This is a genomic window from Streptomyces sp. NPDC032822 (assembly GCF_055578825.1).
Map to the genome: position 1 here is coordinate 150,322 of NZ_JBVIOL010000015.1, position 22,371 is coordinate 172,692.

The window sequence follows — 22,371 nt, forward strand, 5'->3', positions numbered from 1 at the left end:
CGTGCATGCTGCGGCGGGCCGGCTCTGACCTGACCGGCGTGGAATGGTGGGTGTTTCTCAGTCGTCGAGCAGCACGACGTGCTTGCCCGGCGTCGTGCCGGTCTCGACGTCGGCCTGGGCGGCGCGGACCTGCTCCAGGCCGTGGTAGGCCTTCGCGACCGAGACTCTGAGCCGACCGGCGGCGATGGCCTGCAGTTGCTGCTGGAGCACCTCGGCGGGCAGGTCGCTGGCCTGGCCCCCGTAGGAGGTCAGCCGCACCCCGCCAGGGATCATGAACGGGCTGAAGTCGGGGATGGTCCACTGGCCCGCCAGGGCTCCGGTGAAGCAGACGGTGCCGTGGCGGCCGACGGTGCGCAGGGTGTCGGCGAGGACCGAGCAGCCCACCAGTTCCAGTGCGGCGTCGACGCCGTCCGGCATCAGCTCGCGTACCTGGTCGGCGATGCTGCCGTTGTCGAGGAGAGGGTGGTCGGCACCTGCGTCCCGCAGTTCCCCGGCCCTCGCCGGGCTGCGGGTGGTGGACAGCACGGTGGCTCCGAGGTCCTTGGCGATCGTGGCCGCGCTGAGCCCGACGGTGGAGGTGCCGCCGCGGATCAGCAGCGTCTGCCCCGCTGTGAGACCGAGGCCGGTGGTGAGGGAGCCGTAGGCGGTCTGGAACATCTCCGGCAGCGCGCCGACCACGTCCCACGGCAGATCGGTCTCGAACGGGATGACCTGCCCCGCGGGGACGCTCACGTACTGCGCGTACGAGCCGTCGAAGGACCGGCCCATGCCGCCCATCATGGTCGCCACCTGCTGGCCCGGGCGCAGCCCGCTGTCCTCGTCGGCCTTGTCGACCACACCGACGCCCTCAATGCCGGGGATCCGCGGGTAGGTGACCTCCCGGTCCGACTCGCCCCTTCGGGTGGTGACCTCGGACTCGTTGACGCCGAACGCCTTCACCTTGATGCGCACCCACCCGGGCTGCGGCTCGGGCATCGGCACTGTGGTGACCCGAAGGGCATCCAGGCCGCCGGGCTGGGTGACGACGACCGCGCGCATCGTCGCAGAGGCGGCGCCCGCGGATGCTGCGTGTTTGTCCATGCCGGTTCCTTACCTGTCGGGGACGGCCCTGCGGGGTGGCCCCGCTGCGGCCCGCGGCGAAGCTCTCCCCGCGGTACCCCTCGATCCTCTGCCGGAATCCGGCGAATCGCTCAGTCAGGTGCGGACATCTGGTTGTCAACGGCGGACACCTGGTGAAGCCCCGCGACCGCGGCACTTCACCAGGTGACTCCCTTCCCGGACAGCGAAGCCCTGAGTGCCCGCCCTGCCGGCCGTTCGGCTCCCCGGAACCGGTCGGGAGCGGTTCGGCCAGAAGGGATAGCGAGTTGGCGCGCTCCAGGAGTGCGGGGTCGCGGTTGAGCAGGCCCGGCAGATAGGCCGTGGCGGCCGTGTCGAAGAAGAGTCCACCGAGGCCGAGCAGGAAGGCGACGGCGGCGAGCAGCGGAATGCTCAGCACGTCGAACGCGGCCGCCGCCGCGGGTATTGCGAGCAGCACCGCACGCGCCGCGTCCGCGACCCACATCGTGCGCCGGCGGTCCCAGCGGTCCACCAGTGCACCGCCGAGCACCCCGAAGAGCAGCCACGGCAGCGTTCCGGCGGCCGTGACGACGGCGAGCGCCATCGGATCCTGCGTCAACGTCAACGCGAGCAGCGGCAGGGCGGCCTGTGTCACCCCGTCACCGAGCGAGGAGGTCGTCTGTGCGGCCCACAGCCGTCCGAAGCCGGTCGGTAACTTCTGAGTGTCTGAGGTCACTTGGCGCCCCCCTCGGCCTGGCGCGGTGCCGGGCGGAACAGTGCGAAGACGAGTGACGCGTCCGGCAGTGACGGATCGGACAGCTCCCGGTACTCGTCCGCCAGTGCCTGCAGCCGCGCCCCCAGCTGTGCGAACTGCTGCTCGGTGAGCCGTAGATGCGCCATCCGTACGTGCCGTTCGCCATCCACCGGCGACGCCTCCAGGTCCGTCACCGCATGCCGCATCAGCAGATCCGGCCCTTCCTCGCCCGGATCCGGCAGCGTGATCGACCGTGTGGCCATCGCGTAGTACCGCTCGGTGACACCCCGCACCTTCCGCGTCCGTACCACCTTCACCAGGCCGGCCCGCTCCAGCAGCCGCACGTGATAGCTGGAACTCCCCTTCGCAAGGCCAACCTTCTCGGCGATCTGCGTAATCGTCGCCGGCTCGAAGCGGAGCACGGCCATGATCCGGTGACGCGTGAGATTCGAGACGGCGCGCAGCTGCTCGTCCGTGGTGACGTGAAACGTCTCGGGAAGATCGTCGGTAGGCATGCGAGCAATGGTCAACGATCCTTGACCATTGAGCAAGGGGATTTCGCGCGGGCCTCCGGAATCTGCTGTCCGGAGGCGAGATCTTCTGCCAAGACCCCCACCGCCGCCGATCCGGGTATCTGTGGCAGATCAGGCCAAGATTAATCTCCGCGGTACTTTCCGTACCTCAACATGCCTCGGTAGAAATCGAACGACCGCCGGCCCTCGTGCCTCCCGAAGTGATGAACATCTGCTGTCGGTTCTCGTGAACAAGGCCAGCCTGCAGGGGCTTGCGGAGACCGGAGGAGCCCCGGACGGGGGTGATGCGGTCATCCTCTGTGCGGGGCCGGCCGGCGAGGTGAGGGAAGCGCGCGCCGGCGCAGCAGCTGTGTCGCCCTGCCCGGAACGAGTCCCGTCCTGCCTCCACCGGGACAGCTCGCGCGTGCCTTTCACGCTGAGGTCCCACTCACCCCGCTCTCCCTGACGTACCAGGGTGAGCGGGCGGGCTCCCCACATCCGTCGGCCCGGCTCACCGGGCCTCTTCCGGCAGTGGGCGAGCCCGGCTCTGTTCAGCACGGGCCTTCGTGCGGTTGACGGCGCTGCAGCATTGTCCAGTCTGCGGGAGCGTCGATAGCGATGTGCACTCCAGGCCGGAACGGTGGTTCAAGCCGAGGGGAGTTACTCGGACTCTTCCTGCGGCAGGGCGTTGCCGTTGATCGCGTCGGCGATGGCGTAGGCGGTGCGGACGAAGGCCTCTGCCTGCTGCGCCGAGAGGTCCCGTGCGGAGGTTTCCTCCAGGGTCTGCCACATGGCCGCGATGGGCTCGCGCATGGCATGGCCCTTGTCGGTGAGGTGGACGACCATGACGCGCCGGTCGTGTGCGGCCGGCTCGCGGACGAGCAGGCCCGCCTCCTGCATGCGGCGCAGGGACTTGGAGACGGTGGAGTGGTCCAGGCCGACGCTCTCCAGCAGTTCGGACTGGGTCTGGCCGTCCCGGTCCAGAAGCTGCATCAGCAGCAGTTCCTGTCCGGGATGCAGGTCCATCTCGCGGAGCATGGCGGCGGCGCGGGCGCGGTGGGCGCGGGCGAGCTGGAAGATCGCGTAGCTCATCGGCCCCTCGCTCGCCGTGGAGGGGGTGCGGTGCGTGGAGGCGGGCATGATGCGGTTCCTCAGACGGTATGGGTGGGGTAGTCGGTGTAGCCGGCCACTCCGCCGCCGTAGAAGGTCGCCGGGTCGGGGGTGTTGAGCGGCGCGTCAGAGCGTAGCCGCTCGACCAGGTCCGGGTTGGCCAGTGCGAGGGCGCCGACCGAGACGAGGTCGGCCGTGCCCTGGTCGATGTCCTTGGCGCGGGTGGGCAGATCGGTGCCGCCCCGGTTGAGGATCAGCGTGGTCGGCCACAGTGCGCGCAGGGTGCCCAGCAGCTCGTCGTCGCCCGTGTGCATCACGTGGAGGTAGGCGAGGCCGAGGGGGCTCAGCGCGCGCAGGAGTGCCGGATACAGCTCGGCGGTGTCGGACTCGGCGATGTCGTTGTAGGGGTTGCCGGGGGAGATGCGCAGGCCGGTGCGGTCGGCGCCGATCTCGTCGGCCACGGCGGCGGCCACTTCGGTGGCGAAGCGGATGCGGCCCTCGATGGAACCGCCGTAGCCGTCGGTGCGCTGGTTGGTGTTGTCGGACAGGAACTGGTGCACCAGGTAGCCGTTGGCGCCGTGGATCTCCACACCGTCGGCGCCGGCCGCGACGGCGGCCGCCGCCGCGCGGCGGAAGTCGTCGACGGTCGCCGTGACCTCCTGCGTCGACAGCGCACGGGGCGTGGGCATCTCCTGGGGCCCGGACGCGGTGAACATCGCGCCCTGCGGCCGGATCGCCGAAGGGGCGACGGGCTGGCGTCCGTGAGGAGTGTTGTCGGGGTGGGCGATACGCCCGGTGTGCATCAGCTGGATGACGATCCGGCCGTCGGCCGCGTGCACGGCGTCGGTGACCTTGCGCCACCCGGCGATCTGCTCGTCATTGTGGATGCCGGGGGTGAGGAGGTAGCCCTGGCCGTCGGTGGAGGGCTGGGTTCCCTCGGTGATGATGAGCGCGTGCGAGGCCCGCTGGGCGTAGTACTCGGCGTTCAGCTCGGTCGGTACGCCTTCGGGTGTGGAGCGGTCACGGGTCATGGGGGCCATGACCAGGCGGTGGGGGAGGGGGATGTCACCGACGGTGGTCGGTGTCCACAGGGCGTGCAGCATGTGCGTTCCTTCGGTGCGGTGATGGCCAGGCGGCCACCGGGAGGGCGGTAGGTGGGGTGGGTGTGGTGGCGGGCGTGATCAGTCGAGGGTGAGGACGAGCTTGCCCCGGCCATGCCCGGCGCCGCTGACCTGCTGGGCCGTGGCGGCCCGGTCGAGGGGGTAGGCGGTGACGGTGGTGACGAGCTTGCCGGTCGCGGCCTCCTGCGCCAGGGCGGCCAGGCGGGCGGCCGAGCGTTCCTGGCCACCGCTGGAGAAGGTGATGCCGAGCTGGTGCGCGCTGAAGTCGGCGATGGTGACGATGCGATCGGTGCCGCCGCGCAGGGTGATGGAGTCCTCCAGGGCTCCCTTGCCGGCCAGGTCGAACACCGCGTCCACGCCGTCGGGGGCCAGCGCCCGGACCCGTTCGACCAGGCCCTCGCCGTAGAGGGTGGCGGTGGCGCCGAGCGAGGTGAGGTAGTCCTGGTTGGCGGGGCCGGCGGTGGCGATGACACGCGCTCCGCGGGCCGTGGCGAGCTGGACCGCCAGGGTGCCGACCGCTCCGGCCGCGCCGTGCATCAGCACCGTTTCCCCGGCGGTGACGCCGAGCAGGTCCAGGACCCGCTCGGCCGTCTCGGCGGCCACCGGCAGCGCGACCGCGTGCTGCCAGTCGAGGCCGGCGGGCTTGAGGGCCACGGTGGTGGCCAGCGCGTACTGGGCGTATGAGCCGGTGTCCGACCAGCCCAGCACTTCATCGCCCACCTGTACGTCCTGCACGCCTTCACCCAGGGCGTCCACCACGCCGGCGAGCTCGGCGCCGGGGACCGCGGGGAGAGTCGTCGGGCGGACGGCCTCCATCATCCCGGAGCGGATCTTGCCGTCCAGGGCGTTCAGCCCGGCCGCCCTGACGCGGACGCGGACCTGCCCGGGGCCGGGCTGTGGGACCTCGATGTCCGCCTCGTGCAGTACTTCCGTGCCGCCGAAACGGTCGAACTGGATGGCTTTCATGATGACTCCATTCCCGTGGCGATCAAAAGTGTGGCTGGCCACATGGATTAACCTAACAGCATTAACGTGGCTAGCCAAGTATTTGCGGACGTGAGGGTGGAGGCGGCCACCTCGGCTCACTGCGGGGTGTGCCGACCACGTGCATGGCCGATCACGTAGATGCCGCCAACGCCCTGCGGCGGGCAGGAACCGCGGCCGGCGGCGGGAGGACTGCCACGTCGATGCCATCAGCCTGGACGGCGTGGCGGGCGCCCCTCTGTGGGTCGCCTGGGCGAACTGCCCGCCGCATCCGGTGGCCTGCGCCCGGCGACTGATCGGAGAGCGCGCCGTGGCGACGGTGAAGACCTCCGCTCCCGTACTCACCCGCCTGTTACAGGCCGTGGGCCTGGGCGCGCGCTGGGTCCGCCCGCCGGGCGATGCGGACCTCCAGCAGTGCGAGGTCATGAAGATCGACCAGCAGGAGCGGCGGAAGTCCCTCACGGTCTACGCCACTTGCCGCCTCGCGGGCGCCTGTAGCGCTCGGCGCCGGGGAGTCGCATGGGCCGTGGTGCAGCCTGCCGTGCCCCGTCAGGTGCGCGTCGATGCTCAGGCGCCGTTCTGGAGGGGCGTCAGCCCCGATGGTCCTCCCGGCCTCGCGTCAGCGCCGACGCCATAGGGGTCCGACGGGCCGGGCGCGGGGACCGGCCTGCCGGCCTGGGCTGTGTACCTGGCCTCCGTACTCGACGGCGCCGGGCGGGTGCCGACCCGACCCGGCCACGGCACTCACCTCCGTCTGACGGCAGACCGGGAGGTGGCAGGTACGTCGAACCCGTGAACTCACCGACTCGGCCCACATGAACGGGCCGGTCGTTGCGCGATGCCGCCACAAGGCCGAGCCGGCAGGCCCCGTGCGATTCACATCACACCCTGCGCACCCGCCCACCAGAAAGCCTGACGCGTCAGATAATGTCGTGTCAGATGAACGGCTCGAATCCAGCGGGCCCCGCTCTCGACCGCACAGCGAAGTGCCTGATGAACACACTCGAATTCACCAATAGCGATCTGGATGTTCCGGTCGGCAGCAAGAACGAGACTGCCCCTCGGGTCAGCAGGAGGCGCTGGTCGACGCCGACTTCACCCACGCCGGCGGCCACCGGCTCGCCACCGAGTTCCCCGACTCCGGCAAGACACGCACCACCGGACTGATGAGCACGCCGTTGCGAGAGAGCCGGCTTCGCCGTTTCCGCTCCCACCGTCCCGGCCGAGGCGGTCCACCGCCCGTCCGCCGGGAACACCGCTGCCCCCACGCAGAAAGGTTGACCCCCATGACGAGCCTTCCCAGCCGACGGCGCCTCCTGACCACCGGAGCAGGCGCCGCGCTCGGCCTCGGCGCGCTCGGCACCACGGCGACCCCCGCCGCGGCCACCTCGGCCACAGCCGCACGCGGCGCCGGAGCCGAGGAGACCAGGACCCTCGACGAGCTGTACCAGGCCGCCATCGCCGAAGGCGGCAAACTCGTGATCTACGCCGGCGGCGACCTCGCCAACTCGGGCAGCGGCGCGGGCGCCCGGACCGCCTTCCGCCAGCGGTTCCCCCAGATCGACCTCAACCTCATCGTGGACTACAGCAAGTACCACGACGTCCGCGTGGACAACCAGTTCGCGACCGACACCCTGGTCCCCGACGTGGTGCAGCTGCAGACACTGCAGGACTTCACCCGCTGGAAGAGCCAGGGACGGCTGCTGCACTACAAGCCCGCCGGCTTCAGCAAGCTCCACAAGAAGTTCCGGGACCCGGACGCTGCCTGGGTGGCCGGCATGGTCATCGCCTTCAGCTACCTGTACGACGTGGCAGCGGCCGGCGCCGACGCACCGCAGACGCCGCTGGACCTGGTCGACCCGCGCTGGAAGGGCGCCATCGCCTCCTCCTACCCGCACGACGACGACGCGGTGCTCTACCTCTACGCCCTCTACGCCAAGACCTACGGCTGGGACTGGATAGCCGGCCTCGCCGCCCAGCAGCCCCAGTTCGCCCGCGGCTCCTTCTCCCCCGGCGCCGCGGTCACCAACAAGGAGAAGATCATCGGCATCGGCGCGGGCGGCAACCCGCTCGCCACCACCCCGACCCGCTGGATGATGACCGACGGGCACCCGTTCATGGCGTGGGGACAGCGAATCGCGATCCTGAAGCAGGCCGCCAACCCCACAGCGGCCAAGCTCTACCTCAACTGGCAGCTGTCCACCGAGCGCCAGACCTCCAACAGCTGGTCGGTGCGCACCGACATCGCGCCGCCCACCGGCCTCAAGCCGATCTGGGAGTACCCGAACGCCAACGTGGACGGGTTCCCCCGCTTCATGGAGGACAGGGCCCAGGTCGAGCGGCTGAAGCAGACCTTCGCCCTCTACTTCGGCGAGGTCAAGGGCGACCCGACACCCGGGTGGCCCGGTCTGCACCCAGGCGCCTGACCCCCGGCAGACCCCGTACGGGCCGGGCCCGACGACGCCCGGGCCGTCGCATGACGACGTCTTCGGCATCCCCATCAGCCCTCTCGGCGGGTGGGGATGCCCTTTCCCGCCGAGCACCGCCCGAGAGCCACGCTGACAACGCCCTCACGCGCCGCTGCTTCGCGGAGGCGTTGGTGATGCCGAGCGCCGCTTGGCTTCCTACGCGTCCGAGGGTGATGCTCCGCGCGGCCCGTGGGGCAGCGAGTCCGGCAACTATCCGGCCGTTCACGGTCGTTACTCGGCTATGCCACACGTGAGCCCCGCCTCGTCCCCAACTCCGCCCTTCTGGCCGCATTGTGGCCACGCCGCCACCCCGGAGGGCCCGATCGTGAAGCCACGCATCGTGTGGCTGGATCGTGGTCTGTGACCGGCCTGTCTCGCGCGGCGGGGAAACGAGTGGCTTGCCGGGGTGCGCGGAAAGTAGCTTGTCCTGGTCCTGCACGCCGCCCGCGAGGAGCTCTCATGTTCGAAGACCTCGGGGGTGTTTCTCCGGAGCGTGCCGCCGAGGACCACTACCTGCACACCACATGGCCCCAGGCCAGGGCCAAGCTGCTCGTCAGGGGCTGCTGAAGCCGGCGGGCGCCGGGGGAGTGCAGGTTGTTCACGGTGGCGACCTTGACCCGGGGTGTGCGCCGGCTGGGCGGTAGCGCCCGTGCCTTCGAGCGCCCCGGGCCAGGGCATGGCTTCCTTCAGCGTGGGTGGTAGACCGTGCTGGCGCGATCGGCGGGTGGGCGTCGGCGAGCACGTCCAAGGGGGGAAGCAGGTGGGTTCCCGCGATCTTGGATGTTCCGGCGGGTGAACCCGTCTACGGACGGCTTCTGGCTGTCTGTCCAGGCGGGGTTCGGGTGGTTTGGCGAAGGGTCTTGACCTTCGGGTTGTGTCTAGGCTTTACCGTCGGTGGTGCGAGGACCTGCCGCATATCGCAGCTGGCCGAGCGCCTCGGCATCCGGCCGCAACGCTGCTCTTCTACGAGGCCACTGGACTGCTGCTGCCGAGCGGACGGCGTCCGGAGATCGCGGGAACGGAGATCGCGGAGGTTTCTGCCCGGGGCGGGTTCGCGCCGGGGACTGAGCAGGTCAGGGCAGCGACGCGGGCGGCGAAGGTGCAGGCGTCGGTGAGGTCTTCGAGGTTCAGCCGGTCGAGTCGGCCGCCGAGGTGTCCGAGGGCGGCGAGGCGGTGCAGCAGGCCCGCGGTGAAGGAGTCCCCGGCCCCCCACGGTGTCCACGACGTCCACGGCCGGGGTCGGGACGGTGACGCGGTGGCCGTCGAGGGAGGCGAGGGCTCCGCGTCCGCCGAGAGTGATCACGACCAGGCGCGCGCCGGCGGCGTGCCAGGTGTCGCACGCCTCCTCGGGGCCGGCGCCGGGGAGGAGCAGGGCGAGGTCGTCCTCGCTGAGGCGGAGGATGTCGGCGAGGGCGCACCAGTGGGGGAGCCGTTCGCGGTAGGCGGCGGGCGGTACGAGCAGGGGCGGACGTTGGGGTCGATGGACACGGTGACGTGCTGGCGGGCCTTGGCGAGGTGGTCCTCGATGCGGGTGCCGCCGGGTTGGCGTATGAGTGCCAGGGAGCCGGTGTGCAGGCAGGCCGCGCTCTCCCACCCGGTGGTGGCGAGTTCCTCGTCGGTCCACTGCCAGTCGGCCGCGCTGTCGGCGTAGAAGGTGTACGTGGCCTGGCCGGTCTCGTCGAGGTCGGCGATGGCGAGGGTGCTGGGCTCGGCGGCGGTCACGCTGCCGGTCAGGTCGACGCCGGAGGCGCTGAGACGGGCACGGAAGAGGGTGCCGAAGGCATCCGTGGAGAGGCGCCCGAGGAAGCGGGTGGGGGTGCCGAACCGGGCGAGGGCTACGGCGGTGTTGGCGGGGCCGCCGCCGGGCAGGGCGCGCAGCGCGAGTTCATCGGAGCTGGACCGGGCCGGGTCGGTGAAGGCGTCGGCGACGCATTCGCCGAGGACGGTGACGGCGACGCTGCTGAGGGCCCGGGGTCGGGCCATGGTGACGGTCTGCCTCTCTCAGGAAGAGCGCGGGTCGCGAAGGACCGGGGCGGTGGCCTGATGCAGCCCTTGCACGGGTATTGACATGCCGCTCAAGACGGACGTAACTTCCCTGCCACAAGGAAGTAACGCGCGTTATTAAAGCGCGAAACCGGAGACGGTGTTTCGCCTCCGGCTGGTCGAAGGGGACTGGAAGTGGCCACGAACAAGACGCATCGCGTGACCATGAGCGATGTGGCGCTCCATGCGGGTGTCTCGCGGACCACCGTCTCCTTCGTCCTCAACGACAAGCCCGGCGCCGCCATCCCCGAGGAGACCCGTCGGCGGATCCTGGCGGCGATCGAGGAGCTCGGCTACCGGCCCAACGCCGGGGCGCGGGCGCTGGCCGCGAACCGCAGCGGGTGGTTCGGGCTGATCACCGAGATCGTGACCGGCCCGTTCGCGGGGGAGGTGATCACGGGCGCGCAGAGCCGCGCCTGGGGTGACCGGAGGTTCCTGCTGATCGCCGCGAGCGAGGGCGATCCCGCCCAGGAAGCCGCCGCGCTCGACCAGATGCTGGAGCACCGGGTGGAAGGGCTGCTGTACGCCACGACCTGGCACCGTGCCGTCACGCTGCCCAAGGCCGCCCGGGAGGTGCCGACGGTGCTCGTCAACTGCTACGACGCGGAAGGGGAGCTGCCGTGCATCCTGCCCGACGAGGTGTCGGGCGGATACAAGGCGACCCGCCGGCTCCTGGACGCCGGTCACACCCGCATCGGGTTCATCAACCTCGACCCGGCGATCCCGGCCGCCATCGGCAGGCGCGAAGGGTACGAACGTGCCCTGCGTGAGGCCGGGATCAGCCCCGACCCCTTTCTCGTCGTCCCCGGCTGGGCGACCGCCGACAGCGCCTATGACGCCGCCTGCGAACTGCTGGACCGCCCGGCCGGCGACCGGCCGACCGCGCTGTTCTGCGGAAACGACCGGATGGCGATGGGCGCGTACGACGCGATCAAGGAACGTGGGCTGCGCATTCCGCACGACGTGGCCGTGGTGGGGTTCGACAACCAGGAACTCATCGCCGCCTATCTGCGGCCGAAGCTGACGACGCTCGCCCTGCCTTTCGAGGCCATGGGCACCAAGGGCATCGACATGCTCGCCGCTCTCGCAGCGGGGCAGCCGCTCGACACCCGTCGGGTGACGATCGACTGCCCGCTGCTCGAACGCTCGTCGGTCTGACTGCGAATCAGTCCGCCGAGTAATCCCGTCCCGTCTTCGCCCTGTGTGTTGAAGAGAGGAAAAGAGTCTCCATTATGGCACCCTCCCGCATACCTTCACGGCGGCCCCGAGCCGTCCTGAGAGCGGTCACCGCGAGCGCCGCCGCGGCCCTGGTCCTGTCCGCCTGTACGGGTGGCTCGGGCACCGCCGGCGCCGGTGACACCTCCGGCAACCAGCTGCTCACCATCCCGCGCGAGGATCTGGCGACGTTCACGCGCAACTTCAACCCGCTCTCCCCGCAGGCCGCCCCCATGACCCTCCAGTCGGTCTACGAGCCGCTGGCGGTGCACAGCATGGCCGATGCCAAGGACACGCCGTGGCTGGCCACCAAGTGGGAGCAGGCCAAGGACGGCAAGTCCCTCACCTTCACGCTGCGCGACGGCGTCAAGTGGTCGGACGGCCAGGCGCTCACCGCCGCCGACGTCGTCTACACCTTCGAGCTCCAGAAGAAGGTGCTGGGCGGCTTCGACTACCTGGACAAGGTCGCCGCGGTCGACGCCCACACGGTGAAGTTCTCGTTCAACAAGGCGTTCTCGACCGCCTTCTACGAGATCAGCGGCCACTACATCCTGCCGAAGCACATCTGGTCCAAGGTGAAGGATCCGGCGAAGTTCACCAACCCGAACCCGGTCGGCACCGGCCCGTACACCAAGATCGAGAAGTTCCAGAGCCAGTCGTACGAGCTGCGCAAGAACCCCGACTACTGGCAGCCGGACAAGCAGCGGATCGCAGGCATCCAGATGCTCGCCTTCTCCGGCAACGACAGCGCCAACATCGCCTTCACCAGCGGCGAGGTGGACTGGACGCAGTCGTTCATCCCGGACATCGAGAAGTCCTTCGTCGCCAAGGACAAGAAGCACAACCACTACTGGTTCCCGGCCACCGGCGCCATGATCAACTGGCAGTTGAACACCACCAAGGCGCCCTTCAACGACCCGGCCGTGCGCAAGGCGCTCAGCATGGCCGTCGACCGCGACCAGATCACCGAGGTCGCGATGAACGGCTACGCCGAACCCGCCGACTGCACGGGCCTGGCCCGCACGTACGACAAGTGGCGCGACACGTCGCTGGCCGCCTCCTGCACCTGGACGAAGTACGACAGCGCCGCAGCGGCCAAGGCCCTCGACGCGGCCGGCTACGAGGAGAGCGGCGGCAAGCGGAAGCTGAAGAACGGCAAGAACTTCACGCTCGACATCTCCGTCGGCTCCGCCTCCTCCGACTGGATCTCGGTCGCCAACATCATCAAGCAGGACCTCGCGAAGGTCGGCATCACCGCCACCGTGAAGACGCCCGACTGGTCGGTCGTCCAGTCCTCGTACAACACCGGCACCTTCGACACCGGCATCGTGTGGAGCAACAACGGCGCCACCCCGTACGAGTACTTCCGGGGCGTGATGTCGACCAGGATGGTGCAGCCGGCCGGCAAGCAGGCCACGGAGAACTACCACCGCTTCGGCGACAAGAAGGCCGACAAGCTCATCGACGCCTTCGCCGCCGCCACGGACGAGAAGACGCAGGCCGAGCAGATGAACGGCCTGCAGGAGCTGTACGACAAGGACGCGCCCGTCGTCCCGCTGTTCACCGGCCCCGAGTGGGGCGCGTACACGGACGCCCGCTTCACAGGCTGGCCCACCGAGAAGAACCCGTACGCCACCCTCGGCAACCGCAACGGCAGCACGATCCTCGTGCTCACGTCGCTGAAGCCCGTCAAGGGCTGACGCCGCCCGCGGACCGGCGGCCGCCCTCCTCCCCGGACGGCCGCCCCCGCGCACCGAGCCACACGTTCACCCCCCACCGACAGGGAGCACGACCCGTGCGTCTGATCCTGCGCAACCTGGGGTTCTATCTGCTCGCCTTCTGGGCCTCCATCACCCTGAACTTCGTTCTCCCGCGCTTCATGCCGGGCGACCCGGTCTCCCGGATGTTCGCGCAGGCCCAGGGCACCATGCCGCCCGAGCAGATGGCCCAGCTGCGGAAACTCTTCGGCCTCGACAACCGCCCCCTCTGGGAGCAGTACGTCTCCTACGTCAAGAGCGTCTTCACCGGCGACCTCGGCATCTCCATCTCCCGCTTCCCCACCCCGGTCACCGACGTGATCGGCTCGCAGATCGGCTGGACCCTGCTGCTCGGCGGCGTCGCGCTCGTCATCGCGGCCGTGCTCGGCAACGTGCTCGGCATCGTCGCCGCCTGGCGGCGCGGCGGCGTCCTGGACTCCGCCTTCCCGCCCCTGCTGATCTTCGTCGGCTCGTTCCCGTACTTCTGGCTGGCCATGGGCGCGCTGTACCTGTTCGGGGTGAGCCTGGGCTGGTTCCCCATGCGGCACGCCTACGACGTCGGCCTGACCCCCGGCTTCAACGCCGAGTTCCTCTCCAACGTCGCCACCCACCTGGTGCTGCCCGCACTGACCATCGTGCTGGTCTCCGTCGGCGGCTGGATGCTCGGCATGCGCAACACCATGATCGCCACAGCGGCCGAGGACTACATCACCATGGCCGAGGCCAAGGGGCTCAGCCCCTCGCGGATCATGTTCCGCTACGCCGCCCGCAACGCCCTGCTGCCCTCCGTCACCAACTTCGGCATGGCCCTCGGCTTCGTCGTCGGCGGCGCCCTGCTCACCGAGGTCGTGTTCGCCTACCCGGGCATCGGCTACCAGCTGCTGATCGCCGTCCAGGGTCTGGACTACCCGCTGATGCAGGGCATCTTCCTGACGATCACGGCGGCGGTGCTGATCGCGAACTTCCTCGTCGACCTCGTCTATGTCCGCCTCGACCCGCGCGTCCGCGTCCGCTGAGGAGGCTGCCGACATGACCGCCATCGACATCGCCACGGCCCCCGCGCCGACGGCCCCCGTGGGCGCTTCCCGCCGGCGCGGACTGCTGCGCCAGCTCATCGACAGCAAGAAGGCGCTGACCGGGCTGATCCTGCTCGCTCTGTTCGCGCTGCTTGCCCTGCTCGCACCCGTCCTGGCACCCGGTGACCCGTCGTTCATCAACTCCACGGGCAGCCAGGCCCCGTCGGCCGCGCACTGGCTCGGTACGACCGCCAAGGGACAGGACGTGCTCGCCCTCACCCTGTGGGGTGCGCGCAGCTCCCTGTTCGTGGGGTTCACAGTGGGGCTCGTGGCGACCGCGGTCGCCATCCTCGTCGGCCTCGCATCCGCGTACTTCGGCCGCATCGTCGACGATGCGCTGACCCTGGTCACCAACATCTTCCTGCTGCTGCCCGGCCTGCCGCTGCTCATCATCCTGGCCGCGTTCCTGCCGCCCGGCACCTCCACCGTGATCCTGGTCCTCGTCGTCACCGGCTGGGCGGGCTCGGCCCGGGTCCTGCGAGCTCAGGCCAAGTCGATCCGCGGCAAGGACTTCGTGGCCGCGGCAGTCGTCACCGGGGAGCGTCCGCTGCGGATCATGTTCCGCGAGATCCTGCCCAACATGGCGTCCGTGGTGATGACCACGCTGCTCGGCTGCGTGATCTTCGGCATCGGCGCCCAGGCCGGCCTGGAGTTCCTCGGCCTCGGCGACACCAGCGTCGTCAGCTGGGGCACCAACCTGTACTGGGCCAGCAACGACGGTGCGCTGATGACCGGCGCATGGTGGGCCTTCGTCCCCTCAGGACTGTGCATCGCGCTCGTCGCCTTCACGCTCGCGCTGGTCAACTACGCGGTCGACGAGATCACCAACCCCAGGCTGCGCAACCGCCGTGCCCGCCGTGAGAGGAAGGGCTGAGCCATGGAACCCGTACTTGAGGTGAACGGCCTGCGCGTCGAATACCGCGGTGACGGACGCACCGTCGTGGGCGCCGACGACGTCTCCTTCTCCATCGGCGCCGGAGAGATCTTCGGCCTCGCCGGAGAATCCGGCTGCGGCAAGTCGACCATCGCCAACGCGGTGATGCGGCTGCTCAAGCCTCCGGCGGACATCACCGCGGGCAGCATCCGCTTCCAGGGCCGGGACGTCCTCGCCCTGGACGCACGAGAGCTGCGCGCCTTCCGGTGGCGGGAGATCGCCATGGTCTTCCAGTCGGCGATGAACTCCCTCAACCCCGTGCTGACCATCGGCGAGCAGATCGTCGACATCTTCACCACCCACGAGAAGATGAAGAAGCGGGCCGCGCGGGAGCGGGCCGGCGAACTGCTGGAGCTGGTGGGCATCGACCCGGGAAGGCTGAAGGCGTACCCGCACCAGCTCTCCGGCGGAATGCGCCAGCGCGTGGTCATCGCCATGGCCGTGGCCCTGAAGCCAAGGCTGCTGATCATGGACGAGCCGACCACCGCGCTCGACGTGGTCGTGCAGCAGGAGATCATGGCGCAGATCCGCGACCTCCAGCGGGAGCTGGGTTTCTCCATCCTCTTCATCACCCACGACATGTCCCTGATGATCGAGCTGTCGGACCGCATGGGCGTGATGTACGGCGGTCGGATCGTCGAACTCGCCGACGCCAAGGACCTGTTCGCGGGACCGCTCCACCCCTACACCGAGGCGCTGATGAACGCCTTCCCGCCGCTGACCGGCCCGCGCCAGGAGCTCACCGGCCTCTTCGACGCCCCGCGCACCGCCGACAGCTGCGGCTTCCACGTCCGCTGTCCCGAGGACCGCTCGGACTGCTCCACGAACATCCCCGACCTGCGCGAGATCGCGCCCGGCCGCTGGGTGGCCCGCAGCGAGGCCCGCAGCTCGGAAGGAGTCTCCCGATGACCGAACCCCTGCTGTCCGTACGCGGTCTGACCAAGGACTTCCAGGTCGGCACCGTCTTCTCCCGGCGCCGCGTCCGAGCCGTCAACGACGTGTCCTTCGACCTGCCGGCCGGCCGGATCACCGCCCTGGTCGGCGAGTCAGGCAGCGGCAAGTCCACCATCGCCCGCTGCCTCGCCCGCCTCGAACAGCCCTCCGCCGGACGGGTACTGCTCGACGGCCAGGACATCCTGCGCACCGAGCGGCGCCGGGTGTCACGGGCGTACCGCCGCAAGGTCCAGATGGTCTTCCAGGATCCCTTCGGCTCACTCAACCCCGTCCACCGCATCGAACACTTCCTCACCCGGGCCCTCGTCCTGCACGGCCACTCCGCCACACCGGAGGCGCTGCGCGAGCTGATGAAAACGGTCGGCCTGACCAAGGACATGCTCCAGTCCTACCCGCACGAACTCTCCGGCGGCCAGCGTCAGCGCGTCTCCATCGCCCGTGCGCTGGCGGTGGAGCCACGCCTCATCCTGGCCGACGAACCGACGTCGATGCTGGACGTCTCCGTGCGCGTCGGCGTGCTCAACCTGATGCGGCGCCTGCGCGAGGAGCGGAACATCGCCATGCTCTACATCACGCACGACCTGGGCTCCGCCCGCTACCTCGCGGACACCACGATGGTCATGTTCGCCGGCGAACTCGTCGAGGGCGGCGACGCGTTGGCCGTCATGGACGCCCCCGCCCACCCCTACACCCGCCTGCTGCTGTCCGCCGTACCCGACCCCGAACGGGCCGGCAGCTACGACCCCGTCGAGCGCGCCAAGCACCGCGAGGCGATCCTCAACCCCACGTCCTGCCCCTACGGCGACGACGGCACGTGCAGCCGCACCGAGTCGGTCCGCCACATCGTCGGCGAGGACGACGGCCAGCCCCACTGGGTGCGCTGCCATCTGCGCGCACCCGCCTCCGACATCGCCCGCCGTGTCCTGAAGGCCACGGACCGGCAGGCCACCGAGGCAACCGCGGCCCCCGACGCCCCCGACGCCCCCGACGCCCCCGACGCCCCCGACGCCACCGAGAAAGCGGAGACCACCGCCGCATGACCCACGACCTCACCTTCCCCGCCGGCAGCCACACCGCCGAGGGGCTGGCCGAACGCGCCCTGCGCGACCCCCACCGCCCCCGCTTCCACTTCACCTCGCCCGGCGGCTGGCTCAACGACCCCAACGGGCTGAGCCATTGGAACGGCGTCTACCACCTCTTCTACCAGTACAACCCGCTCGCCGCCGCCCACCACCGCATCCACTGGGGCCACGCCACCAGCACCGACCTCGTGCACTGGACCGACGAACCGGTCGCCCTCGTCCCCGGCACCGACGGCCCCGACCGCGACGGCTGCTGGTCCGGCGTCCTCGTCGACGACGGGGGAGTCCCCACGCTCGTCTACTCGGGCAGGCACGGCGAACATGAACTCCCCTGCGTGGCCAGGGGATCGGCCGACCTGCGGTACTGGACCAAGGACCCGGCCAACCCGGTCATCACTACCCCGCCCGAGGGCGCCGACATCACGGCATTCCGCGACCACTGCGTGTGGCGGGAGGGCCAGGTGTGGCGGCAACTGGTGGGCTCGGGCATCCGCGGCGTCGGCGGAACGGCCTTCCTGTACGAATCCGAGGACCTGCGCAGCTGGCGCTACATCGGCCCCCTGCTGAGCGGTGACGCTTCGCAGAACCGGGGCGAGCTCGACTGGGCGGGCACGATGTGGGAGTGCGTCGACCTCTTCCGGCTCGGCGAGGACGAGGAGGCCGACAGCACCGACGTACTGGTCTTCTCCGCCTGGGACGAGGGCAACACCCACCACCCCCTGTACTGGACCGGCCGCTACCGGGGCGACACCTTCACCCCGACCGCCCTCCACCGCCTCGACTACGGCGGCCGCTACTTCTACGCCCCCCAGTCCGCGCGCGACGAGCACGGCCGCCGCATCATGTTCGGCTGGCTCCAGGAGGGCCGGACGGACGAGGCGAACGCGCGGGCCGGCTGGTGCGGTGTGATGTCCCTGCCCAGGCTCGTCACGCTCGCCACGGACGGCGGTCTGTATCAGGCCCCGGCGCCGGAGCTGGCCGAGCTGCGGCGGGAGCGCGTAGAGGTGGCTCCGGGCCGGCTGGCCGACCCGTACACCCGGCTGCCCGCCGTGCGCGGGGACCAGCTGGACATCGAGACGACGCTGCGTCTCGCTCCCGGAGCGACCGCCCGGCTCGTGGTCCGCGAGACGCCGGACGGCGTGGAACGCACGGTCGTGGAGGTGAGCCGGTCGCACGACGGAGCGGGCGGCACCCTGAGCCTGAACCGCGAGAGCAGTAGCCTCGACCCGACGGTGGACACCGAACCGCGTTACGGCGAACTGCCGTTGGACCCCGACGGCCGGGTCGACCTGCGCGTCCTCGTCGACCACTCCGCACTGGAGATCTACGCCAACGGGCGTGCCTTGACCGCCCGCATCTACCCCACCCGCCCGGACGAGGCCGTGGGCGTGGGTGTCGGTGGCGACGGCGACGTGACCCTGGAGCGGTTCGACGCCTGGCAGATGGCGTCGGCCTTCACCGACGGACCCCGGCCGCTGTGGCCGTGACGGTCTTACACACGACCGCGGCCCGCGGGGTGGACGTCCCCCCGGGCCGTGGCCCACCCTCGCCTGTTCTTCTCAGGAGCTGCCATGAGCGTGTCCCGCCGTACCCTCCTGCTCGCCGGAGGAACCGCCGCCACCCTGCTGCCTCTCGGAGGCATCCTCCCCGCAGCACAGGCCGCCACCCCGAGCGCCGCCGGAGCGACCCCGGCCGCCACCCCGATTCCCGACCCCGTCCCTGTCACCGGTACCTGGACCCGCACCTCCGACGGCGGCCAGAAGGCGACCGTCGGCCGTCGCGGGCCCGCCCTCGCCCTGTCCGAGCAGCAACTCGCGGCCAAGGGCACGTACGCGGCCCGCGTCACGCCCCGATCCTCTTCCTCCACAGGCGCGTTGGTGTTCCGGGCAGCCCTGGACGGCTCGACCGGATACGCGGTCGCCCTCGACCCCAGCCGCGCCCGCATACGGCTCTACGACCTGGCCGACGGCGACACACTCGCCACCGCTCCACTTCCAGGCGCGCGGACCGCAAGACCCTATGACCTCGAAGTGGCAGTCGACGGGCCCGAGCTGACGGTGCGTGTCGACGGCGAACGGCTCCTCCACACCGAGGACCACCGCCACGACACCGGCTCGGTGGGCCTGCTCGCCCAGGGCGGCACGGTCACCTTCGGCCCGCCCTCCCTCTCCTCGGTCACCACCAACCTCACCGGCTGGACCACGAGCGGCGGCACCTGGATGGCGAGTCCGCTGGGCTGGCGCGCGGCCCCGACCCCGGGAGCCACCGCCCGCGCCCTCACCACGACCAAGACGTACGACACCGCGCTCCAGGCCGACCTGCTCCTGCACGACGCTTCCGCCATCGCCTCACTGCTGGTGCGCACCGACGCCAAGGCCACCCACGGCTACGGCGTTCAGGTCGACGCGGGCCAAGGCAGGCTGAGGCTCTACCGCATCGACGGCAACGTCACCCTCGGCACGTATACGACCACCATCAAGTCCGGTACGGTCTACCGCCTGCGCGTCGAAGCCGAACACGACGAACTCCGCGTGCACTGGCAGACCAACTTCCTCTCTCCCGATGGCTACAGCCCCGTCATCAGCGCCCAGGACTCCACCCACACCAAGGGCCGACTCGCCGTCACGGCATCGGGCGGAGCGGTGTCCTTCGAGAACATTGCCGCGCCCGACCTCGCCACCGGCCTCCCGGGCTGGACGGCCCGCTCCGGCACCTGGACCCCCGACCTGCGCGGCATCCGCGGCGAGAACGGCCTGCGCACGGCCCCCTTCGCCGACGGCGATCTGGTGGCGATAGCCGACATCACACCCGGCGGCCCCTCCTCCTCGGCCGGCCTCGTCCTGCGCGCGTCCGTGAACGGCTCCGGCGGCTACGAAGCCCGCCTGGAAGCCGGCCGCAACGCCGTCGTCCTGCTGGACCGCTCCTCCGGCGCCCGCCTCGCCTCCGCCTCCGGCCCGGTCCGGCCCATCGCGTCCGGCGGCACCTATCGCGTCGAGGCACGAGCGACGAGCAGAACCATCGAGGTGTACGTGGACGGCGTACGGGCGCTCAAGACCCGCGTGTCCCGCACCAAGGGCGCCACCGTCGGCACCGCAGCCGCGCACGGGACGTCGTACTTCCAGCACGTCGAAGTCCACAGCACCGCCGACTACTTCACCGAGCCCTACCGCCCCACGTACCACTACTCCCAGCTCGCCGGCTCCGCCAGTGACCCCAACGGCCTGGTGTACTACGACGGCGAGTACCACCTCTTCCACCAGGACCAGGGCCGCTGGGCGCACGCGGTCAGCACCGACCTCCTCCACTGGCATGCCCTGCCGATCGCCCTGCCCTGGAACGCGTACGGCAACTGCTGGTCGGGCTCGGCGATCGTCGACGCGGACGACACCTCCGGCCTCTTCGACGGCGGCTCGGGCCTGATCGCGTACTACACCAGCTATCACCCGGACAAGCCGGGCGGAAATGCCAGCGTGCGCATCGCCTACAGCAAGGACAAGGGCCGCTCGTGGCAGTGGCACGGCGGCTCGACCCCGGCCGTGCAGAACCCGGGAGGCCCCGACGCCGGCTGGACCTTCCGCGACCCGAAAGTCATCCGCGACGAGGCTCACGACCAGTGGCTGATGGCCGTCTCCGGCGGCGACCACATCCGCTTCCTCACCTCCACCGACCTCCTCACCTGGACCCAGGTCAGCTCCTTCGGCTACGGCGACTGGGCCACGCCCGGCGTCTGGGAGTGCCCCGACTTCTTCCCCCTGCCGGTGGATGGCGACAAGGACAAGGTGAAGTGGGTCCTCACCCTGAGCACCGGTGCCGTACGCGCCACGAACGGCTCGGCCGCCCAGTACTTCACGGGCGAGTGGAACGGCACCGGTTTCACTCCCGACCAGAAGGCCGGCACCGTCCTGCGCGCCGACTCCGGCCGCGACTACTACGCCGCCATGTCGTTCTGCGGCCTGCCCGACGGCCGCCGCGTCTGGCTCGGCTGGATGAGCAACTGGGACTATCCCTTCAGCGCCCCGACCGGCGGCTGGAACGGCCAGCTGAGCACCCCCCGCGAACTGACCCTCACGGACACCGTCGACGGCGTACGCCTGGCGCAGCGCCCGGTCCCGGAGCTGGCCACGCTGCGCACGTCCACCACGACCCGCAAGGACCTCGCCGTCGGCCCCGACTCCGCGAACCCGCTCGCGGGAGTCCGGGGCATCGCCTACGAGATCGAGGCCGAGATCACGCTTGGCACCGCAACGGAGATCGGCTTCCGGCTCCGGACCGACGACGACCAGCACACGACAGTCGGATACGACGCCGAGGCGCAGGAGTTGTTCGTGGACCGCTCGGCATCGGGCCTGAGCGACTTCACGCAGTACTTCGCGGGCCGCACCACCGCGCAGATGAAGACGGCCGGCGGCCGCGTGACCCTGCGTGTGTACGTCGACTCGTCCTCGGTCGAGGCATTCGGCGCGGACGGACAGGCCGCCGTGACCAGCCTGATCTTCCCCGGCCCGGACACCGACGGCATGGCCTTCTACGCCAAGGACGGCACCGCACACATCGACTCGCTCAAGGTGCACAAGCTGGACAGCACCTACCGCCTGGTGGACCGTGTGAAGCCGTTGGCAGTCGCCCCGACCGGCGGTGAATTCCGCTCGGACCTCGGCAACTTGACGATCACCCCCGCCGGCCGCTGGTCGACGGGCAGCGCGGGCCGCGCCGGAAGCTTCGACAAGGACTCCAACGCGATCTCCTCCCGCACGGCGGCGGACTTCGACCTCACCACCCTGGTCCGGCTCGGCGGCCCCGACCCGGACACGGGCGGTGCCCTCTCCCTCCTGTGGCGCGCCTCCTCTGACGGCGCCGACGCCTACTGCCTCAACATCGACCCCGACCTGCGCGTGATCCGTCTGGTCGCCAAGGCCAACGGCTTCTTCGACGACGGCGCCGCCCTCGCCCGCGTCCCGGCCCTGGTCCGCCGCGGCACGACCTACCCCGTCCGCATCCTCACCGAGGGCGACCGCATCCAGGTGTTCCTCAACGGCGCACGGATCATCGACGTGACGGACACGACGTACGCAGACGGCCACATCGCCCTGAACGTGTTCGGCGGGAGGGCGGCGTACCAGGACACCTACGCGCACGAGCTGTGACCGCCGGTCAAGCCGACAAGCAACCGTGACCGCGAAGACTCCGCCCTCCCCGCACTGGGCGGAGCCTCCGCACGTGGGACGGAGGATCCGCTGCACGAAGGTTCTCTCTCCTCGGCTGGCCTGGGCGGACGCGGCTGCCTCTGTGATACGTGTCCAACTCT

The 22,371-nt window shown here is 70.3% G+C and carries 14 protein-coding genes and 2 pseudogenes; 9 read left to right on the plus strand and 7 right to left on the minus strand.

The window, feature by feature from the left end; all coding sequences use genetic code 11:
• Window positions 1-57: 57 nt before the first annotated feature.
• The 6 genes and pseudogenes from ACZ5VD_RS33510 to ACZ5VD_RS33535 all read right to left on the minus strand — a co-directional run bounded on the left by ACZ5VD_RS33510 (window position 58) and on the right by ACZ5VD_RS33535 (window position 5,519).
• Window positions 58-1,038: an alcohol dehydrogenase catalytic domain-containing protein gene (locus ACZ5VD_RS33510; RefSeq protein ID WP_468684406.1), complete on the minus strand. Its 981-nt coding sequence runs from the start codon at window positions 1,036-1,038 to the stop codon at window positions 58-60.
• 248 nt (window positions 1,039-1,286) lie between these two features.
• Window positions 1,287-1,792: pseudogene (locus ACZ5VD_RS33515) on the minus strand (MFS transporter); the annotation flags it as partial.
• A complete protein-coding gene (locus ACZ5VD_RS33520) occupies window positions 1,789-2,325 on the minus strand; it encodes an ArsR/SmtB family transcription factor (protein ID WP_468684356.1) in 537 nt (178 codons plus the stop codon). The gene ACZ5VD_RS33520 and the pseudogene ACZ5VD_RS33515, both read right to left, overlap by 4 nt.
• Before the next feature lie 657 nt (window positions 2,326-2,982).
• A complete protein-coding gene (locus tag ACZ5VD_RS33525; RefSeq protein WP_468684357.1) occupies window positions 2,983-3,462 on the minus strand; it encodes a MarR family winged helix-turn-helix transcriptional regulator in 480 nt (159 codons plus the stop codon).
• A gap of 11 nt (window positions 3,463-3,473) precedes the next feature.
• On the minus strand, window positions 3,474-4,535 hold the full coding sequence (locus ACZ5VD_RS33530; protein ID WP_468684358.1) for an alkene reductase: 1,062 nt from the start codon (window positions 4,533-4,535) through the stop codon (window positions 3,474-3,476).
• 78 nt (window positions 4,536-4,613) lie between these two features.
• Window positions 4,614-5,519 carry an NADP-dependent oxidoreductase gene (locus tag ACZ5VD_RS33535; protein WP_468684359.1) on the minus strand — a complete coding sequence of 302 codons (906 nt, stop codon included), beginning with the start codon at window positions 5,517-5,519 and terminating at the stop codon, window positions 4,614-4,616.
• Between the two features lie 1,304 nt (window positions 5,520-6,823).
• Here ACZ5VD_RS33535 and ACZ5VD_RS33540 point away from each other — a divergent pair.
• Window positions 6,824-7,963, plus strand: a complete 1,140-nt coding sequence (locus ACZ5VD_RS33540; protein ID WP_468684360.1) for an ABC transporter substrate-binding protein — start codon at window positions 6,824-6,826, stop codon at window positions 7,961-7,963.
• Between the two features lie 1,005 nt (window positions 7,964-8,968).
• On the opposite strand, the pseudogene ACZ5VD_RS33545 reads toward ACZ5VD_RS33540, so the two are convergent.
• A pseudogene (locus ACZ5VD_RS33545) lies at window positions 8,969-9,988 on the minus strand (carbohydrate kinase family protein).
• Window positions 9,989-10,183: 195 nt separating this feature from the next.
• Between ACZ5VD_RS33545 and ACZ5VD_RS33550 the strand changes: the two are divergent.
• The 8 genes from ACZ5VD_RS33550 to ACZ5VD_RS33585 all read left to right on the plus strand — a co-directional run bounded on the left by ACZ5VD_RS33550 (window position 10,184) and on the right by ACZ5VD_RS33585 (window position 22,210).
• Window positions 10,184-11,206, plus strand: a complete 1,023-nt coding sequence (locus ACZ5VD_RS33550; RefSeq protein ID WP_468684361.1) for a LacI family DNA-binding transcriptional regulator — start codon at window positions 10,184-10,186, stop codon at window positions 11,204-11,206.
• A 74-nt stretch (window positions 11,207-11,280) separates the two neighbouring features.
• Window positions 11,281-12,963, plus strand: a complete 1,683-nt coding sequence (locus tag ACZ5VD_RS33555; RefSeq protein ID WP_468684362.1) for an ABC transporter substrate-binding protein — start codon at window positions 11,281-11,283, stop codon at window positions 12,961-12,963.
• A 95-nt stretch (window positions 12,964-13,058) separates the two neighbouring features.
• On the plus strand, window positions 13,059-14,036 hold the full coding sequence (locus ACZ5VD_RS33560) for an ABC transporter permease (protein WP_468553257.1): 978 nt from the start codon (window positions 13,059-13,061) through the stop codon (window positions 14,034-14,036).
• A gap of 13 nt (window positions 14,037-14,049) precedes the next feature.
• A complete protein-coding gene (locus ACZ5VD_RS33565; protein ID WP_468684364.1) occupies window positions 14,050-14,970 on the plus strand; it encodes an ABC transporter permease in 921 nt (306 codons plus the stop codon).
• 3 nt (window positions 14,971-14,973) lie between these two features.
• On the plus strand, window positions 14,974-15,939 hold the full coding sequence (locus tag ACZ5VD_RS33570) for an ABC transporter ATP-binding protein (RefSeq protein WP_468684365.1): 966 nt from the start codon (window positions 14,974-14,976) through the stop codon (window positions 15,937-15,939).
• Window positions 15,936-17,024: an ATP-binding cassette domain-containing protein gene (locus ACZ5VD_RS33575; RefSeq protein WP_468684367.1), complete on the plus strand. Its 1,089-nt coding sequence runs from the start codon at window positions 15,936-15,938 to the stop codon at window positions 17,022-17,024. Before ACZ5VD_RS33570 ends, ACZ5VD_RS33575 begins: the two co-directional genes overlap by 4 nt.
• Window positions 17,021-18,553: a glycoside hydrolase family 32 protein gene (locus tag ACZ5VD_RS33580; protein WP_468684368.1), complete on the plus strand. Its 1,533-nt coding sequence runs from the start codon at window positions 17,021-17,023 to the stop codon at window positions 18,551-18,553. The genes ACZ5VD_RS33575 and ACZ5VD_RS33580 overlap by 4 nt, the downstream gene beginning before the upstream one ends.
• A gap of 84 nt (window positions 18,554-18,637) precedes the next feature.
• Window positions 18,638-22,210 (plus strand): glycoside hydrolase family 32 protein, encoded by a 3,573-nt coding sequence (locus tag ACZ5VD_RS33585; protein WP_468684370.1) that lies wholly within the window; start codon window positions 18,638-18,640, stop codon window positions 22,208-22,210.
• The last annotated feature ends 161 nt before the right edge of the window (window positions 22,211-22,371 follow it).

Excerpts from the sequence above, each read along its gene's own strand:
- ACZ5VD_RS33535 (WP_468684359.1), bottom strand. The coding sequence starts at position 5,519 with ATGAAAGCCATCCAGTTCGACCGTTTCGGCGGCACGGAAGTACTGCAC.
- ACZ5VD_RS33565 (WP_468684364.1), top strand. The coding sequence starts at position 14,050 with ATGACCGCCATCGACATCGCCACGGCCCCCGCGCCGACGGCCCCCGTG.
- ACZ5VD_RS33570 (WP_468684365.1), top strand. The coding sequence starts at position 14,974 with ATGGAACCCGTACTTGAGGTGAACGGCCTGCGCGTCGAATACCGCGGT.
- ACZ5VD_RS33580 (WP_468684368.1), top strand. The coding sequence starts at position 17,021 with ATGACCCACGACCTCACCTTCCCCGCCGGCAGCCACACCGCCGAGGGG.
- ACZ5VD_RS33525 (WP_468684357.1), bottom strand. The coding sequence starts at position 3,462 with ATGCCCGCCTCCACGCACCGCACCCCCTCCACGGCGAGCGAGGGGCCG.
- ACZ5VD_RS33555 (WP_468684362.1), top strand. The coding sequence starts at position 11,281 with ATGGCACCCTCCCGCATACCTTCACGGCGGCCCCGAGCCGTCCTGAGA.
- ACZ5VD_RS33540 (WP_468684360.1), top strand. The coding sequence starts at position 6,824 with ATGACGAGCCTTCCCAGCCGACGGCGCCTCCTGACCACCGGAGCAGGC.
- ACZ5VD_RS33585 (WP_468684370.1), top strand. The coding sequence starts at position 18,638 with ATGAGCGTGTCCCGCCGTACCCTCCTGCTCGCCGGAGGAACCGCCGCC.
- ACZ5VD_RS33520 (WP_468684356.1), bottom strand. The coding sequence starts at position 2,325 with ATGCCTACCGACGATCTTCCCGAGACGTTTCACGTCACCACGGACGAG.
- ACZ5VD_RS33530 (WP_468684358.1), bottom strand. The coding sequence starts at position 4,535 with ATGCTGCACGCCCTGTGGACACCGACCACCGTCGGTGACATCCCCCTC.
- ACZ5VD_RS33575 (WP_468684367.1), top strand. The coding sequence starts at position 15,936 with ATGACCGAACCCCTGCTGTCCGTACGCGGTCTGACCAAGGACTTCCAG.
- ACZ5VD_RS33510 (WP_468684406.1), bottom strand. The coding sequence starts at position 1,038 with ATGCGCGCGGTCGTCGTCACCCAGCCCGGCGGCCTGGATGCCCTTCGG.